Origin of the sequence: Streptosporangium sp. NPDC049644 (assembly GCF_040675205.1) — a bacterium.
Classification (GTDB): Bacteria; Actinomycetota; Actinomycetes; order Streptosporangiales; family Streptosporangiaceae; genus Streptosporangium; species Streptosporangium fukuiense.
This window is the reverse complement of sequence record NZ_JBFAOJ010000055.1, coordinates 1-15,065: the sequence shown is the minus strand read 5'-3', so window position 1 is coordinate 15,065 and position 15,065 is coordinate 1. Positions and strand designations below refer to the sequence as shown.

15 protein-coding genes and 1 pseudogene are annotated in these 15,065 nt (G+C 69.6%); 11 read left to right on the top strand and 5 right to left on the bottom strand.

What is annotated here, in order from left to right:
- Nucleotides 1–25: 25 nt before the first annotated feature.
- The 4 genes from AB0J58_RS27280 to AB0J58_RS27265 all read right to left on the bottom strand — a co-directional run bounded on the left by AB0J58_RS27280 (nucleotide 26) and on the right by AB0J58_RS27265 (nucleotide 3,838).
- On the bottom strand, nucleotides 26–1,561 hold the full coding sequence (locus tag AB0J58_RS27280) for a glycoside hydrolase family 13 protein (RefSeq protein WP_364220491.1): 1,536 nt from the start codon (nucleotides 1,559–1,561) through the stop codon (nucleotides 26–28).
- Nucleotides 1,562–1,591: 30 nt separating this feature from the next.
- Entirely contained in the window at nucleotides 1,592–1,990 is a 399-nt protein-coding gene (locus tag AB0J58_RS27275) for a globin (RefSeq protein ID WP_030917961.1), read from the bottom strand.
- Between the two features lie 19 nt (nucleotides 1,991–2,009).
- Nucleotides 2,010–3,059 (bottom strand): mechanosensitive ion channel family protein, encoded by a 1,050-nt coding sequence (locus tag AB0J58_RS27270; protein ID WP_364220488.1) that lies wholly within the window; start codon nucleotides 3,057–3,059, stop codon nucleotides 2,010–2,012.
- Between the two features lie 494 nt (nucleotides 3,060–3,553).
- Nucleotides 3,554–3,838 carry a hypothetical protein gene (locus AB0J58_RS27265; RefSeq protein ID WP_030917955.1) on the bottom strand — a complete coding sequence of 95 codons (285 nt, stop codon included), beginning with the start codon at nucleotides 3,836–3,838 and terminating at the stop codon, nucleotides 3,554–3,556.
- Nucleotides 3,839–4,179: 341 nt separating this feature from the next.
- On the opposite strand from AB0J58_RS27265, the gene AB0J58_RS27260 reads away from it, so the two are divergent.
- Entirely contained in the window at nucleotides 4,180–5,751 is a 1,572-nt protein-coding gene (locus AB0J58_RS27260) for an XRE family transcriptional regulator (RefSeq protein WP_343983527.1), read from the top strand.
- Complete coding sequence (locus AB0J58_RS27255) at nucleotides 5,748–6,242, top strand: GNAT family N-acetyltransferase (RefSeq protein ID WP_364220484.1); 495 nt, start codon at nucleotides 5,748–5,750, stop codon at nucleotides 6,240–6,242. Before AB0J58_RS27260 ends, AB0J58_RS27255 begins: the two co-directional genes overlap by 4 nt.
- Before the next feature lie 175 nt (nucleotides 6,243–6,417).
- Here AB0J58_RS27255 and AB0J58_RS27250 read toward each other — a convergent pair whose 3' ends face one another.
- Entirely contained in the window at nucleotides 6,418–6,951 is a 534-nt protein-coding gene (locus AB0J58_RS27250) for an NUDIX domain-containing protein (protein WP_364220481.1), read from the bottom strand.
- A gap of 124 nt (nucleotides 6,952–7,075) precedes the next feature.
- Between AB0J58_RS27250 and purU the strand changes: the two genes are divergently transcribed.
- The 9 genes and pseudogenes from purU to AB0J58_RS27205 form a co-directional block, all read left to right on the top strand.
- Nucleotides 7,076–7,930, top strand: a complete 855-nt coding sequence (gene purU / locus AB0J58_RS27245) for a formyltetrahydrofolate deformylase (RefSeq protein ID WP_343983517.1) — start codon at nucleotides 7,076–7,078, stop codon at nucleotides 7,928–7,930.
- A 324-nt stretch (nucleotides 7,931–8,254) separates the two neighbouring features.
- On the top strand, nucleotides 8,255–10,858 hold the full coding sequence (locus AB0J58_RS27240) for a GNAT family N-acetyltransferase (protein ID WP_364220478.1): 2,604 nt from the start codon (nucleotides 8,255–8,257) through the stop codon (nucleotides 10,856–10,858).
- Nucleotides 10,859–11,081: 223 nt separating this feature from the next.
- Nucleotides 11,082–11,516 (top strand): hypothetical protein, encoded by a 435-nt coding sequence (locus AB0J58_RS27235; protein ID WP_364220475.1) that lies wholly within the window; start codon nucleotides 11,082–11,084, stop codon nucleotides 11,514–11,516.
- Nucleotides 11,513–12,403: a hypothetical protein gene (locus AB0J58_RS27230; RefSeq protein WP_364220472.1), complete on the top strand. Its 891-nt coding sequence runs from the start codon at nucleotides 11,513–11,515 to the stop codon at nucleotides 12,401–12,403. Before AB0J58_RS27235 ends, AB0J58_RS27230 begins: the two co-directional genes overlap by 4 nt.
- A gap of 219 nt (nucleotides 12,404–12,622) precedes the next feature.
- Nucleotides 12,623–13,561, top strand: coding sequence for a V-type ATPase 116kDa subunit family protein (locus tag AB0J58_RS27225; RefSeq protein WP_364220469.1), 939 nt, complete (start codon nucleotides 12,623–12,625; stop codon nucleotides 13,559–13,561).
- Nucleotides 13,562–13,694: 133 nt separating this feature from the next.
- On the top strand, nucleotides 13,695–14,039 hold the full coding sequence (locus tag AB0J58_RS27220; RefSeq protein ID WP_364155537.1) for an ATP synthase subunit C: 345 nt from the start codon (nucleotides 13,695–13,697) through the stop codon (nucleotides 14,037–14,039).
- Nucleotides 14,040–14,045: 6 nt separating this feature from the next.
- A complete protein-coding gene (locus AB0J58_RS27215) occupies nucleotides 14,046–14,258 on the top strand; it encodes a V-type ATP synthase subunit F (protein WP_364220466.1) in 213 nt (70 codons plus the stop codon).
- A gap of 5 nt (nucleotides 14,259–14,263) precedes the next feature.
- The gene (locus AB0J58_RS27210) at nucleotides 14,264–14,767 is read left to right on the top strand and encodes a V-type ATP synthase subunit E family protein (RefSeq protein ID WP_364220601.1); all 504 of its coding nucleotides are present in this window, start codon (nucleotides 14,264–14,266) and stop codon (nucleotides 14,765–14,767) included.
- Nucleotides 14,755–15,065 (top strand): annotated as a pseudogene (locus tag AB0J58_RS27205) (hypothetical protein); the annotation flags it as partial. The gene AB0J58_RS27210 and the pseudogene AB0J58_RS27205, both read left to right, overlap by 13 nt.

Sequence of the window (15,065 nt, the reverse complement as noted above, 5' to 3'; positions counted from 1 at the left end):
GCCGTCCGCCGCCTGCCGTGAGCCGTCAGACCTCGGGGGCGTACAGCCAGACCGCGCTGTCCGGCAGGAGCAGGTGGCCCTCCACCGGGGCGCTGCCGATCAGGACGCGGTCGTGCGGCGGCAGTCGCACCGGCTGGGAACCGCAGTTGATGACGCAGATCAGGGAACCCCGGCTGAAGATGAGGGCGTCCTCGGGGCTCTCCTGCCAGATGATCTCTTCGGGCAGCGTGCCGCGGAAGTCGCGGCGGACCCGCAGGACCTCCTGGTAGAAGTTCAGCGTCGAGCCGGGATCGCTCGACTGGCGTTCGGCGGAGAGCGCGGCCCACTCGACGGGTTGGGGCAGCCAGGGCCGCGCTCCATCGGGCGAGAAGCCGTACGGTTCGGCCATGCCGGACCAGGGGATGGGGACCCGGCAGCCGTCGCGGCCGGGCAGCTCTCCCTTGGAACGGGCGAAGATGGGGTCCTGACGGGCCTCCGGGGGAAGATTCCTCACCTCGGGGAGGCCCAGTTCCTCCCCCTGGTAGAGATATGCGGAGCCCGGTAGGGCGAGCATGGCGAGCAGCGCCGCGCGGGCGCGGGCCAGGCCCATGGTGGAGTTGGTCAGGCCGTCGCCGTACCGGGTCACATGGCGGACCACGTCGTGGTTGGAGAGCACCCAGGTGGGAGCGGTCACCGCGGCCAGTGTGTCATCGATGATCTTCTTGAACGCGGGTCCGGACCAGGGTGCCTCCAGCCAGGCGAAGTTGAAGCTCTGGTGGAGCTCGTCGGGGCGGAGGTAGAGCGCGAGATCCTCGACGGAGTCGGTCCAGACCTCGCCGACCGCCACCCGCTCGCCGTCGTAGGAGTCGAGCACCTTGCGCCAGGCGCGGTAGACCTCGTGCACCTCGGGCCGGCCCCAGATCGGCGACTCGGCCTTGAACGCCTGATCCTGCGGCGGGGTGTCCGGCAGGTCCTCGGCCTTGTACAGGCCCATCGCCACGTCGATCCTGAACCCGTCCACCCCCCGGTCGAGCCAGAACCGCAGCACGTCGAGGAACTCGGCGTGCACCTCGGGGTTGCGCCAGTTGAAGTCAGGTTGTTCCGCAGCGAAAAGATGCAGATACCACTGCCCGTCGGGGGTCCTGGTCCAGGCCGGGCCGCTGAAGGTCGACTGCCAGTTGTTGGGAGGCAGATCGCCGCCGTCACGGAAGATGTAGCGATCGCGTCCCTCACCGCGCAGCGCGGCCTGGAACCACTCGTGAGCCGAGGAGCTGTGGTTCGGGACGATGTCCACGATCACCCGGAGACCGAGCCGATGCGCCTCGGCGACGAGCTCGTCGAAATCGGCGAGCGTGCCGAAAAGGGGGTCGACGTCACGATAGTCGGCCACGTCGTAGCCACCGTCGGCCATGGGGGAGCGGTAGAAGGGAGTCAGCCATATCGCGTCCACACCGAGTTCCGCGAGGTACGGCAGACGCTGCCGGATGCCGGGCAGATCGCCGACGCCGTCTCCGGAGGCGTCGGCGAAGCTGCGAACGTAGATCTCGTAGACGACGGCATCACGCCACCAGGGGGATTCCATGTGCTTTGGACTGCCCCCGCTTGACGAAGTTTATGCGTCAGGGGCGTTGATCATGCTGCTCGCCGCGTACACGAGATAGTCCCAGAGACGTTTCTCCAGGTCCTCGGGGAGCTTCAGGGAGAGCACCGCGTCATGCATGTGCCTGAGCCAGGCGTCGTGCTCGACCGAGCGGATGACGAACGGGTTGTGCCGCATCCGCAGGCGCGGGTGGCCCCGCTGCGCGCTGTAGGTGCTGGGGCCGCCCCAGTACTGGATGAGGAACAGGCGCAGCCGCTCTTCGGCCCCGTCGAGATCATCTTCGGGATAAAGCGGCCGTAGCACCGGATCGGCCGCCACTCCTTGGTAGAAGTGGTGCACGAGACGCCTGAAGGTCTCTTCGCCGCCGACGGCGTCGTAGAAGGACTGGGATTCCCCGGGGGTAACGGACACGCCTCCAGCCTAATTGACGTCAGCCGGCGATCGGGATTTCGGCTCGGTCGAGGGCGGACTTGACCCGGACGCGGAGCTCGCGGGCGACCTCGGCCTGCCGGGAGGGGATGGTCTTGACACTGATCCTGAAGATGACGGCGGTGTCGGAGATCTGCTCGATGCCCCAGACCTGCGGCTCCTCGACGATGATGGAGTCGCGGAAGGCGAGGTCGTTCCATATCTCGTCCGCGACCTGCTTGAGCAGGTCACGGACCGCGGGGATGTCGGAGGCGTAGGCCACGGGCACGTCGACGGTGGCGCGAGACCAGCCCTGGGACTCGTTGCCGACGCGGGTGATGGTGCCGTTACGGATGTACCAGACCCGGCCGTCGCTGTCGCGCAGGCGGGTGATGCGCAGGGTGACGGCCTCCACGGTGCCGATCGCGGTGCCCGTGTCGATCACGTCGCCCACGCCGTACTGGTCCTCCAGGAGCATGAACATGCCCGCGATGAAGTCCTTGACGAGTTCCTGGGCGCCGAAGCCGACCGCCACGCCCAGAATGCCCACGCTGGTCAGCAGGGGGGCGATGGGGACGGAGAGCCGCTCCAGGACGGTCAGCGCGGCGGTGCCCAGGATGATGATCGAGGCGACCGGCTTGAGCACGGAACCGATGGTCTCGGCCCGCTGCCTGCGCCGCTCGGCCACGATCGCGTCGAGGCCCTCCGGGGTCACCGCCTCCCTGCCGCGTAGCCGCCCCGCCAGGGACGTGCGCTCGGAGGAGGCCTTCCGCACCACCCGGCTGATCAGCCGGTGCGCCACGTTGCGCAGAGCCAGCGCGATGACCACGACCAGCGCGATGGCGATCATGCCTGCGATCGCGGGAGCCGCCCAGCTCACCGGGACGATCATCTGCACGAAGTCGCAGATCATCCCGCCACCGTCCCCGCAGCCCTTTGTCAGACCCGCGCTCATGTCGAGCAACTCCTCGACCACGACTCCAGGGTCGGGGGTCGAGGTGACGCTCGGGGTCACGCCGGGAGTCAAGCTGGGGGTGGGGCTGGGGACGGGCGTGGGGGAAAGCAGGAACACGGAGTGGATCCCTCTCGGATCGGATCGACGAGTCAGATGGGCGAGTCATGCGACCTACCCATATTGCCGATCGAACCGGCCTCCGTCACATCACGCCGGGGAAGACGGGGACATCCGGATCTGGGGCCGCGGAGGCGGACCCGGATGCCCCGGTGACGGGCGGCCCGGACGGGACACGCACCCGGAAGCGTGTCCCGTGCCGTTCCCGAGGGGGATCCCTCCTGGTCACCGCCCGGACGAGAGACCGGGCGGCAGCCTTTGCCTTACGGCAGTTCATGGGTTTCGGCTCGCGAGAGCCTCCGCGGTCCCACCGTTGGGAGTCCGCGGGTGTCCGGTCGGCGGTCCCTCATGGAACGTGGCCGGCCGGTCCGACGATTCGGAGCCGACGGGGTGACCAGCGTCCGAGGACGCTCCGCACCGGTCATCCCGTCGGCTCCGCCGGGCCGTGGTAGGTACGGCGCGTCGGGCGGGTGAAGCCCTCCGCACCGCTCACCTCATTCCCCTACCGCGGCGAGTACGCGTGCGACCTTGGTCGCGGCACCGGCTGGGTCTTCCACCGTGTGCATCCGTTCACCCCAGGACCACCAGTAGTACCAATCCCGGTGGCTGGGGGTGGCCTGTGCTCGGCAGGTGACGTTCTCCGCGAGGCTGGTCGCCTTCGGGTTGATCACACGCACGAACGCACGGCCCGAGTGGGTCCGCACCACACGGGCGTGCAGCCCGCGGCAGTCAAGCTCCGTCACCAGTCGTTCCAGGTGTCGGAAATCGTCTTCACCCACCTCGCCCCTCCTCGTGGTTTCGGTTCGCCGGCACCGAATCGTGTTCGCTCGATCACGCCTTCGGTGCTGCCCGCCAAAGATGACTCACCGCGGCCCCGTGGGTCAATTCAGGGAAAACCCAGTTCAGGGTGGGCGTTGTGCCAAGTAGGTTGAAAGAAACAGTCCGCCGGAGGACGATTCTTAGCCGGTGGCTTTATTAGCGCGTTCCGGATGAGTCAAACGTGGTCCATCATTCTCGGTAGGCACAGTGCGACGAAAAGATCACAGTGTGTCAAGGGAGAGAGGACCGGTCGGGACTAAGTGTGCCAGCCAGCCCAGCTGGCCACGAGAGAGGGGCCGGTATGTCCGGCAGGCAGCACAGGGAGACAGAACTAGCACGGCAGGTCCGGGCCCGTGGCCTGGCCGCCGGGAAGTCCTCGGCGCAGATAGCCGAGGAAATCTACGAGAAATGCAATTCGCAATTCGGGACTACACGGGTCAAAGGTCACAGGCTGGCGCACGGCGTCGCCCTCGCGGACGTCATCGAACAGATACGGGCGCTGTTCGAACGCGACGGCAAGTCGGCCCCCGGCATCGGTGAGACGCTCCTGTCCGCGTACGAGAGCGGGCTGAAGCGGCCCGGTCCCGAGTACCTGCACTACCTGTGCTCCGCCTACCGAGTCGAGCCGGCCTCCCTCGGGTACGACGGCCCGTGCATCTGCGGCCACGGCCACAGGATGCCCGGTGTCGTCCGAGGCGATCTCCAGGACGGAAGACCCGACACATCCCCTGATCCGCGCGAGATGCTGATCCAGCCGATCGGCTTGGACCCTTCCGCGGACGGGGGCGAGGAGGACGAGAACGTGTTACGGAGGACACTCTTACAGCTCCTGGCAGGCAGCGGCATCGTGCTGGACGGACAGGTGCTTGGATCGGTGGAGAGCATCCGCAGGAGGATGGACGACACACTGGTCTCGGCCACCGTCTCGCCCGCGATGCTCGACCAGTGGGAGGAATCCACCATCGGCTTCGGCCGCCAGTACATGAACACCCCCCCGCTCAGGCTGCTGTGCGACGTGATGCTGGAGTTCAGCGCGGTGCGCAAGGCCATGGAACGGCGCCAGCCGGTCGACCTGCAGGAACGGTTGTGCCGCATGGCGGCCCAGCTGGCCGGCCTGAGCGGCATGATCATGGTCAATCTCGGCGACCACAGGCTCGCCCGATCCTTCTTCAGGACCGGCAGGACCGCCGCGGACGAGACCGGCGACCGCGCGTTGCGGGCGTGGGTCACGGCCAGGGAGGCTCTGGTCCCGCTCTACTACGGTGACCCGCGCGAGGCGCTCAACCTCGCGAAGAAGAGCCGGGACCTGGCCGGGCAGACGCCCTGCGCGGCCCAGGCCATGGCCCCGGTGGTCGAGGCCCGTGCGCTGGCGATGATGTCGGGCGCGGGCAAGAAGGACGTGGTCGACCAGGCGAAGCGGGCGCTGTCCCGGGCCAGGGCGGCCTTCTCCCAGATGACCGCCGCGGACCAGGATGACGCGACCTTCGGCTACACCGAGCGCCAGCTCTACTTTCACCAGGGAGACGCGCTGGTCAAGCTCGGGCAGGCGATGGAGGCCGACCTCATCCTGGAACAGGCGCTCACCAAGTACGGACCGACCGACTGGCTCGACCCGACCTTCATCAAGTTCGACCGTGCCCAGTGCAAGATCCTTGAGGGCGATGTGGACGAGGCGCTGGAGATCGCCCAGAGTACGATCTCGGGTCTCGACGAGGCGTGCAGGCCCGACATCCTCATGCAGCGTGCCCACGAGGTGGGCAGGCAGGCCGAGGTGAAGGCTCCGGGGCATCCCAAGCTCAAGGTCTACCTGGAATCGCTGCGCGGCCGCAGCGCGTGGACGGATGACGCGGTGGCCGACGGGGGTGGCAGTTGAGGCCGACGCTTCGGCGTTATCGCTGGTCCGACATCGAATCCGTCTGGGCGCTCCACCAGATATGCCTGGCCCAGGTCGGTCTCGCGCCGGGGGACGGCGTCTACTACGAGGACGACTTCCCCAGGATCCACGAGATCTATCTCGCCGACCGGGGAGAGTTCCTCGTGGGTGAGACGCCCGACGGACGTATTGTCACGATGGGTGGGCTCCGTCGCGTGGACGATCAGACCGCCGAGATGTGCCGCATGCGGGTTCATCCGGAGTTCCAGCGTCGTGGATTCGGCGCCCAGATGGTCGTCGCGCTGGAGGCGCGGGCGATTGAACTCGGCTACGTAAGGCTCCGTGGGGATACCACCCTGAGCCAGCCCGCGGCGATGGAGCTCTATCGCAAGTTCGGGTGGCGCGAGATCCGCAGGGAAGAACGAGGGGGATCTGTGGTGGTTTATGGAGAAAAAGAGCTAATAGTCGCTATGTCCCCTCTAATGCAGTGACTCGAATTTAGACCACTTTGCTATTTGGCATTGCCAATTTCGAAAATATCCGAATACTTGTTCTTCGTGGCTATCGCCGTCCTCGGGTGAGTGCGATGAAAAAGATCATTGTTCACAAATTTGGCGTGTCCAGGCTCGGTGGCATTGCCGGCGCCATCCACAAGGGCTGAGATTCTCACCGGTCGGAAGAATCGTTCCCTGACGACCGCGGCCCTCGATCTTCGAGATCGAGGGCCGTGCTCGATGACCGGCTCCCCAGCCGGGTGACGCGGGAGACGACCTCCGGCAGGTCCGGGGGCTCCAGGTGGTCGGGGAGATCGGCCATCTCCTCCGTCGAGAACCAGCCGGAGCCCAGGTGGGTGGTGTGCTCTTCGACGCTGAACGACCCCGGGCCCACCGTGGGAGTGTCCTCGAACCTGGCCAGGTAGAACCGTTCGGTCTTGACGTAGTGGACGCCGAGCCAGTGGAAGTCACGGCGTACCGGCACCCAGCGGTCCATGACCGCCGCGCCGGGCAGTCCTGTCTCCTCCGTCAGTTCCCGCCGTGCCGCGTCAAGGGGGGTCTCGCCTGGGTCTATGCCGCCGCCCGGTGGCTCCCACAGGTTCCGGCCGCTGACGGCGTCACGCCAGTGCATGAGAAGCACCCGGCCGAAGGAGTCCACACAGACCACCCGGGCGGCGGGCCGGTCGTTCGGCTGAGGGGTGTTCATAGCTCAGGGACGCTATCACCGCCGGGTGCCGACCGACTGGGTGTGGCGCCGGGATCCGCTGTAGTCTGCCCAGGTCAGGTGGAAGTACCTTACGATCCGACCTCTCCAGCTCAAGGGTGAAGGCATGAGTTCCAGGGCCGAGTTTGTGTTGACGCTGTCCTGCCCGGACCGTCCTGGCGTGGTGGCGGCGGTCTCCGGTCTCCTGGCCGGACGGGGCTGCAACATCATCGAGAGCCAGCAGTTCGGTGACGCCGTGACCGAGCGGTTCTTCATGCGGGTGCAGTTCGCCTCTCCGCTGCCCGACGGGGAACTGCGCGAGGCCTTCGCGGCGCTCGCCCCCGAGTTCGGCATGGATTTCAAGCTGCGGGAGGCGTCCGTCAAGCCGCGGGTGCTGGTGATGGTCAGCAAGTTCGGCCACTGCCTGAACGACCTGCTCTACCGGACACGCTCGGGCCTGCTCGACATCGAGATCGTCGCGGTCGTCTCCAACCATCCGGACCTGCGGCCGCTGACCCAGTCGTACGGCATCGACTACCACCACCTGCCGGTCACTCCCGAGACCAAGGCCAGGCAGGAGGCGGAGGTGCTGACCCTCGTCGACCACTACCGGGCCGACCTGGTGGTGCTCGCCCGCTACATGCAGGTGCTCTCCGAGGACCTCTGTGTCAAGCTCGCGGGCAACGTGATCAATATCCACCACTCGTTCCTGCCGTCGTTCAAGGGCGCCAAGCCCTACCACCAGGCGCACTCCCGCGGCGTGAAGCTGATCGGCGCGACCGCGCACTACGTGACCGCCGATCTCGACGAGGGGCCGATCATCGAGCAGGAGGTCGCTCGGGTCAACCACACCCACTCCGCGGACGACCTCGCCGCCATCGGCCGTGACGTCGAGTGCCAGGCCCTGGCCCGCGCCGTCCGCTGGCACACCGAGCAGCGTGTCCTGCTCGACGGTCACAAGACGATCGTCTTCCCCCGCTAGCGTCCTGCGCCGGGAATCCGCCCGTACGTCCGGGGCGGTTCGGTAGCGCCCTCGACCAGCCGTTTCGAGCCGGAGACCGGCCAAGGTCGCGCCGGCGAACTGCCGGCGCGGGACACCCGCCGAAGAACAGGACGAGGAGCCCGCCGGAGCCCTGGTCTCCGGCTCGCCCACGATGACCCTCCGAAGCACGCGGCGTCAGGGACCTTCGGCCTTGGCCGAAGGGCCGTCCGGCACTGCCGGGCGCGACCGGCAGTGCGGAAACGTCGGGTCCGGAGGACCGAACTCGGTCCACGCGGCTGCCCTGCATCTGAACGGAAGACCGGCATGCCCGACGGATACGACGTGCTGCTGCGCGACGGCGGCATCGCCCACGTGCGCCCGCTCCGTCCCGCCGATCGCGAGGAGCTGCACGAGCTGGTGAACCGCTCGTCGGAGCGCTCGGCATACCTGCGTTTCTTCACCAGCGGCCGCAACACCGCGCACACCTACATCGAGCGCATCACCGGTGACAGGTACGACGGACGCGCGCTGGTGGCGGGCCTGCACGACCGGCTGGTCGCGGTAGCCGAGTACATCCCCATCGAGGACGGCCGCGCCGACCTGGGCATCCTTCTGGACGACGCCGTGCACGGGCACGGCCTGGGCACGCTGCTGCTGGAGCACATCGCCGTGGACGCCGCCGAGCACGGCGTACGCGAACTGGTGGCCGACGTGCTGGCCGAGAATCGGCCGATGATCCGGGTGCTGCGCGACCTGGGCCTGAAGGTGGAGCAGCGCTTTGATGGCGACACGGTGCACGTCAGCATCGCCGCCGAGTCCACTCCCAGGCTGATGGCGGCCATCGAGGTTCGTGACCACGAGGCGGGGCGGGCGTCCCTCGCGCGTGTGCTGGCGCCCCGCGCGGTGGCGGTGATCGGCGCGGGCCGCGACGAACACGCTGTCGGGCACAAGGTGCTGCGCAACCTCATCGACGGCGGTTTCCGCGGGCCGATCTATCCCGTCAACCCCAACGCGAGCGAGATCGCCGGGCTGACCTGCCACCCCAAGGTGCCCGGCGGCGTGGATCTGGCGGTGGTGGCGGTGCCTGCCCGACATGTGCTCCAGGTGGCGCGCGACTGCGCGGCGGCGGGGGTGGCCGGGCTGGTGGTGCTGACGTCGGGGTTCGCCGAGGCCGGACAGCGTGCGGCGGAGTCGGAACTACTGCGGGTGTGCCGTACGGCTGGGATGCGGCTCATCGGCCCGAACTGCCTGGGCGTGGTGAACACCGGAGCCAGGCTGAACGCCAGCTTCCTGCCGCACCGGCCCGTCCGGGGCCGGGTGGCGTTGATGTCGCAGTCCGGTGCCGTGGGCGCGGCGTTGCTGGATCGGCTGGACGTGTCGTCGTTCGTGTCGGTCGGTAACAAGGCCGACGTCAGCGGCAACGACCTGCTGGAGTACTGGGAGGACGACGACGACACCGGTGTGATCGCGCTGTATCTGGAGTCGTTCGGCAACCCGCGCAGGTTCGCGCGCATCACCCGCCGGGTCGGCAGGCGCAAGCCGGTGCTGCTGGTCAAGAGCGGCCGCGGCAAGGCCGGAGGCCGGGCGGTACGCTCGCACACCGCCGCCGCGGCCACCCCGGACGTGGCGGTGGACGTGCTCGCTCGGGCCGCCGGCGTGATCCGGCTCGACAGCGTCCCCGAGCTTATCGACACCGCCAAGCTGCTGGCCGCCCAGCCGCTGCCGCGCGGTCGCCGGATGGCCATCGTGGGCAACTCGGGCGGGCCGCAGGCGATGGCCGCCGACGCCTGCGAAGTCCACGGCCTCGTCGTTCCCGAACTGCCGCCCGGGCTGCTGGACGCCCGTGCCGCCGCCGCGCTGGGCAACCCGGTCGACCTGACCGCCGATGCCACAGCCGCCGAGATCGGCGCCGCCATCGAGGCCCTGGCCGCCTCACCCGACATCGACGTGGTCCTCGCCGTCTATACCCCGCCATTCGGCGATGGCCTGGACGCGACCTGCCGGGCCATCGCCGACGCGGCCAGGACAGCGGCCAGGACAGCGGACAAGACCATGCTGGCCTGCGTCGTCGGCCACGACGACCTGATCGACGGCCGCGTGCCCAGCTACGCCTTCCCCGAGCAGGCCGTCCAGGCTCTGGCCCACGTGGTGCGCTACGCCGAATGGCGCAGCCGCCCCGTCGAACCTGTGCCGGTACCTCCTCCGGCTGACGAGAAGACCGCCCGGGAGATCGTTCACGCGGAGTTGAAGGCGCGCCCGGATGGTGGCTGGCTGGCACCCGCCGATGCCGCCCGGCTGCTCGGCTGCTACGGCGCGACGCCGGTGAAGTCCGTTGACGTGGACGGCCCTGAGACCGCCGTCGCGGCGGCCTCCCGCATCGGGCTGCCCGTCGTGCTCAAGGCCACAGGCCCCGTGCACAAGAGCGAGGTTGGCGGGGTCCGGCTCAACCTCCAGACCCCAGACGAGGTACGACGGGCATATCACGATATGTCAGCACGGATAGGCGCGGAGATGACCGGTGCGACCGTCCAGCGAATGCTGTCCGGAGGCGTGGAGATCATTGTGGGCGGCGTGAACTACTCGATGTTCGGGCCGCTGGTCATGGTCGGCATGGGCGGGGTGATGGCCGATCTGCTGGCCGACCGCGTCTTCCGGGTACCGCCCGTCATCGATGCCATCGACATGATCAACGAGCTGCGCTGCGCTCCGGTGCTGTACGGCTATCGCGGTTCGCCACCCGTCGACGTCCCCGCCCTGGCCGATCAAGTCGTACGGATCGGCAGGCTGCTCGAGGATCTGCCGCAGGTGGCCGAACTGGACCTCAATCCGGTCATGGTCACACCAGAAGGCACAGCCACCGTGGACGCCCGAATCCGGTTGGCGCCCTGCGAGAAGCCGCCTTCGCCGCTACTGCGACGGCTGCGCTGACCGGCTGACCGGTGGTCAGGCCGTCCGCTTGGCCATGTCGACCAGCCGGTCGGCACGGCCGAATGAGGATCAGCGGGCCGTCGCGGCGCTGAACCACCGGTTCGGGCTCCGCCGGCGACCCTTCGCCGGCTCCACAGCCTGACAGACATTCGGCCGTCTATTGACCGACTTTTGGTTCTGTCGCGGGCATTACCCAAGGTGACGGGGCGTGGGGAGGTGAGCGATGGTCCGGCTGGGCGATTTCCTGGCACGGTTCCGCCCCTCCGGCGTGCCCGGGGCGGCGGCCCCGGCGGGCGTCCCCGCCGACCAGTTGGCCGACCAGGCCGACGAACTGGCGCCGATCTTTTCGGCACTCGCCGACATCCAGGCCGCGTGCGCGAACGAGCGGGAACACGCCCGACGCCGTGCCGACCACGTGCGGGCGCATGCCCACGATCAGGCCGCGGCCATCGTCGCCTCGGCCCACGCGGAGGCGGACGCGGAGCGTGCACGGCTGTCGGCCCTTGCCCGTCAGGACCGCGATCAGGCGACTGAGGAGCTCCTGCGTGAGGCCGTGGCCGCCGCTGAGGGGGTCCGCAGCCGCTCGGCCGCTCGGATGCCGGAGATGGTGGCCCGGGTGACCGACATGGTCAGGTCCCTGGCCGATGAACGGTCATGACCGCTTCGTGGGCCGCCGGGGCGACACGCGCCAGAGCTCTCGTCCGGCGGAGGGCGGGAAGCGCGGGTGCGCGGCGCATCGCGACATGCGGGTCCGTACGCGAGGCGGTGGCCCTGCTGGGTGACACGCCGTACGGGCATGACGTGCGGCGTGGGCAAACTCTGGCGGAGGCCCAGTGGGCGGTCCTGGCCACCCTGCTGTGGCATCTGCGTGTGCTGGCCGGCTGGCTGCCTCGGGAGGGAGGGCAGATGATCCGCGTGCTGGCCCGCTGGTTCGAGCTCGCCAACGTGGACGAGCTGATCTGCCGGTTCGCGGGAGGTGAGGCAGAACCCGAGTTCGTCCTGGGCTCGCTGGGCACCGAGTGGCAGAGGCTGCGGCTGTGCGGATCCCTTGCCGAGGTACGGGCGGCGCTGGCCACCTCCCCGTGGGGAGATCCGGGCGGTGCCGGCCCCCGCGAGATCCAACTGGACATGCGCCTGGCCTGGGCCGAAGGGGTGGTCGAGACCGTTCCGCGGGCCAGGTCGTGGGCTTTGGGGGCGACGGCCCTGCTGCTCGCCCGTACGCACCTGGCGGAAGGCGCCAGGCTGGCCGAACGAGCGCGGGGGCGCTGCCGGGTACTCGTCGGGGACGGCGCGCTGGACGCGCCCTCGATACGCGAGATGGCCGAGCGGCTTCCCAGGGCGGCGCGCTGGGTGCTGCAGGAGATCGAGGATCCGCGTGAGCTGTCGCGAGGCGAGGAGCGCTGGTGGCAGCGGGTGGAAGACGAAGGGCGCGACCTCCTGACCGGGGCGGGCTTCACGGCGGGCCCGGTCCTCGGCTCGGTCGCCGTACTGGCGGCGGACGCCCGGCGGGTGCGCGCCGCCCTGGAACTGGCCGCGCGGTCGTGACAGCGATACGCTCACGCGACCGGACCCGCCGGGAACCGGGGCCATGAACTGGCGAGAGGCGCTGCGGCCCGTCCGGATGGAGCGGGTGGCGATCGTCGCCCCCGCCCGTTCGCTGGACGACGTGCTGAGGATCGTGGGGCAGGCGGGGGTCGTGGAGCTGTCCACGCCGCCTGACGCGCCGCTGCCGGCATCTCGAAGACCGCTGTCGTCCGCGGTGAGGTGGCGGCGCTCGTGGGCTGGGCGCCCGCCAAAGTCGTCTCCGAACTGTCGGGCCGGGTGGCGCCCGAGGGCGGGGCCGTGGTGCCGCTCGCCCGTCCCCGGGGCAGGGAGGCCCCGTCCCTGTTGCGTTCCGAGGGGCTGCGCGGCAACCTGGCCCCGCTCGTCACCACCTACGGGTCGACGCCGTACGCCGACGTCGACCCGACACCCCTGGCCGTCGGCGCGTACGTACTGATGTTCGGCATGATGTTCGGCGACGTCGGGCACGGGCTGTTGCTGCTCGTCGCGGCGGTCGGGCTGTATCGCAAACGTCCGCGATGGCTGTCCCGTTTTCATCGGGCGTGGCCGTTCTTCGTCGGCGCCGGGCTGGCGAGCATGCTCTTCGGTCTGCTCTACGGCGAGTTCTTCGGCCCCACGGGCGTCGTCCCCGTGCTCTGGGTGCGGCCGCTGGCCGACCCGCTCACCCTCCTCGCCGCGGCTCTCGGTGGTGGCGCGCTGCTGCTCGCGGCCGCCTACCTGCTGGGCGTCGTGAACCGGTGGCGGGAGGGCGGCTGGCCGGCCACCCTGTACTCCCCGGCCGGGGTCGCAGGTTCGGCGCTGTTCTTCGGACTGGGGCTCGCCTTGCTCGGGTGGTACGCGAAGTTCGGCTGGCTGACCGTCACCGGTGGCGTGATCGCCGCAGTGGGACTGGTCCTGGCTTTCACCGGGTTCTACGCCGAGGCGGGAGGCGGTGCGAGCGGAACCGTCCAGGCGACGATCCAGCTCTTCGACGCGGTCGTCCGGTTGTGCGCGAATGTCGCCTCCTTCGCCCGGCTCGCCGCCTTCGGCCTCACCCACACCGCCATCGGATCGATCGTCTGGGGCGCCACCACCGGGCTGTGGGCCGCCGCCCCGCCGCCGCGGCGGCGCTTTTCCTGCTGGGCAACGCGCTGGCGCTGACGATCGAAGGGCTCGTGGCCGGAGTCCAGGCGCTGCGGCTCGAGTACTACGAACTGTTCTCCAAGGTCTTCCAAACCGAGGGACGGCCCTTCCGTCCCTGGCACCTGCCGCCGACGTCCCAGGAGGTCGCGCCATGTCCGTCTGGCTGAGGCGAGGGCTGCACACGTTCAACGCGGCCATCGCGCTCGCCTCGGTCATCCTGCTTGTCTGCGCGGCGACCGCGGGCTCCGCCCAGGGGACGGCGACGGTCAACGCCGCCGCCGGCGGCAACTGGGCGGCCCTGCTCGGCGCGGCCATCGCGGTCGCCGGTTCGGCGATCGGCGCGGGCATAGCCGTCGCCTACACCGGAGCCGCGGCGCTCGCCGCGATGAGCGAGCGGCCCGAACTGTTCGGGCGTGCCATCGTCATCGTCGGCCTGGCCGAAGGGATCGCCATCTACGGGCTCGTCATCGGCATCATCCTCATCGGACGGGCTTGACCGGCCATGGCGACCGTCGTCGTCATCGGTGAGACCGTCCGCGTGACGGGTTTCCGGCTTGCCGGAGTGGTCGTCCTGCCGGCCGACACACCCGATGCCGCCCGTGCGGCATGGACCTGTCTCGGCGACGACGTCGCCGTGGTGATCCTCACCCCGAAGGCGGCCGAGGCCGTCGGCGAGCAGGCCACAGCGAGGTTGACGGTGGTGATGCCGCCGTGACGACCATGCGGGACGCCCTGGCACCGCTGGCCGAAGCCCTGTCCAGGCAGGTCGAGATCGACACCGCGGAGATCGCGGCCGGGGCCGAGGAAGAGGCCGCCGAACTGGTCGCGGCCGCCCGCCAGGAGGCCCGGAGCATCCTCGCCGACGCCCGCGCCGACGGAGCCGCCCAGGCCAGGGCGGATGCGGTCACCGAACGGGTCCACGCCGAGCGCCGAGCCCGCAACACGGAACTCGCCGCTCAGCGGGAGGCCCTGGACGAACTGTGCGCACGGTCGGCCGCCGCGGTCAGGGCACTGCGCGACGACCCCTGTTACCCCGGGCTGCTCGACCGGCTGAGCGCTCTGACCCGCAGCGCCGGAGGGGCGGACATGGTGGTGAAAGAGCAGCCTGACGGCGGCGTGCTGGCAGAGGGACGCGGGCGACGCGTCGACTGCACGCTCAGCGCGCTGGCCGCACGAGCCGTTGACGCACTCGGAGCGGAGGTGGAGCGGCTGTGGGCACCGTGAGCCGGGTCAACGGCCCCTTGGTCGAAGTCGAGGACCTCACCGGCGCGGCCATGTTCGAGCTGGTCCTGCTCGGGCCGCACAGGCTGCCGGGCGAGATCGTCACGCTGAGGGACGGCCGCGCCACAGTGCAGGCGTACGAGTACACCGGTGGGCTGGCACCAGGCGATCCCGCCGACCGCGGCGGATCTCCCGTCTCGGCTCTGCTGGGGCCTCACCTGCTGGGCGGGGTGTACGACGGTCTGCTCCGGCCTCTCACCGACGCGGGCCCCTGGCTGAACCCGGCCGCGGCCGGGTTCGA

Coding starts and splice junctions, on each gene's coding strand:
- AB0J58_RS27280 (WP_364220491.1), bottom strand. CDS start 1,561: ATGGAATCCCCCTGGTGGCGTGATGCCGTCGTCTACGAGATCTACGTT.
- AB0J58_RS27260 (WP_343983527.1), top strand. CDS start 4,180: ATGTCCGGCAGGCAGCACAGGGAGACAGAACTAGCACGGCAGGTCCGG.
- AB0J58_RS27250 (WP_364220481.1), bottom strand. CDS start 6,951: ATGAACACCCCTCAGCCGAACGACCGGCCCGCCGCCCGGGTGGTCTGT.
- purU (WP_343983517.1), top strand. CDS start 7,076: ATGAGTTCCAGGGCCGAGTTTGTGTTGACGCTGTCCTGCCCGGACCGT.
- AB0J58_RS27240 (WP_364220478.1), top strand. CDS start 8,255: ATGCCCGACGGATACGACGTGCTGCTGCGCGACGGCGGCATCGCCCAC.
- AB0J58_RS27235 (WP_364220475.1), top strand. CDS start 11,082: ATGGTCCGGCTGGGCGATTTCCTGGCACGGTTCCGCCCCTCCGGCGTG.
- AB0J58_RS27230 (WP_364220472.1), top strand. CDS start 11,513: ATGACCGCTTCGTGGGCCGCCGGGGCGACACGCGCCAGAGCTCTCGTC.
- AB0J58_RS27220 (WP_364155537.1), top strand. CDS start 13,695: ATGTCCGTCTGGCTGAGGCGAGGGCTGCACACGTTCAACGCGGCCATC.
- AB0J58_RS27215 (WP_364220466.1), top strand. CDS start 14,046: ATGGCGACCGTCGTCGTCATCGGTGAGACCGTCCGCGTGACGGGTTTC.
- AB0J58_RS27210 (WP_364220601.1), top strand. CDS start 14,264: ATGCGGGACGCCCTGGCACCGCTGGCCGAAGCCCTGTCCAGGCAGGTC.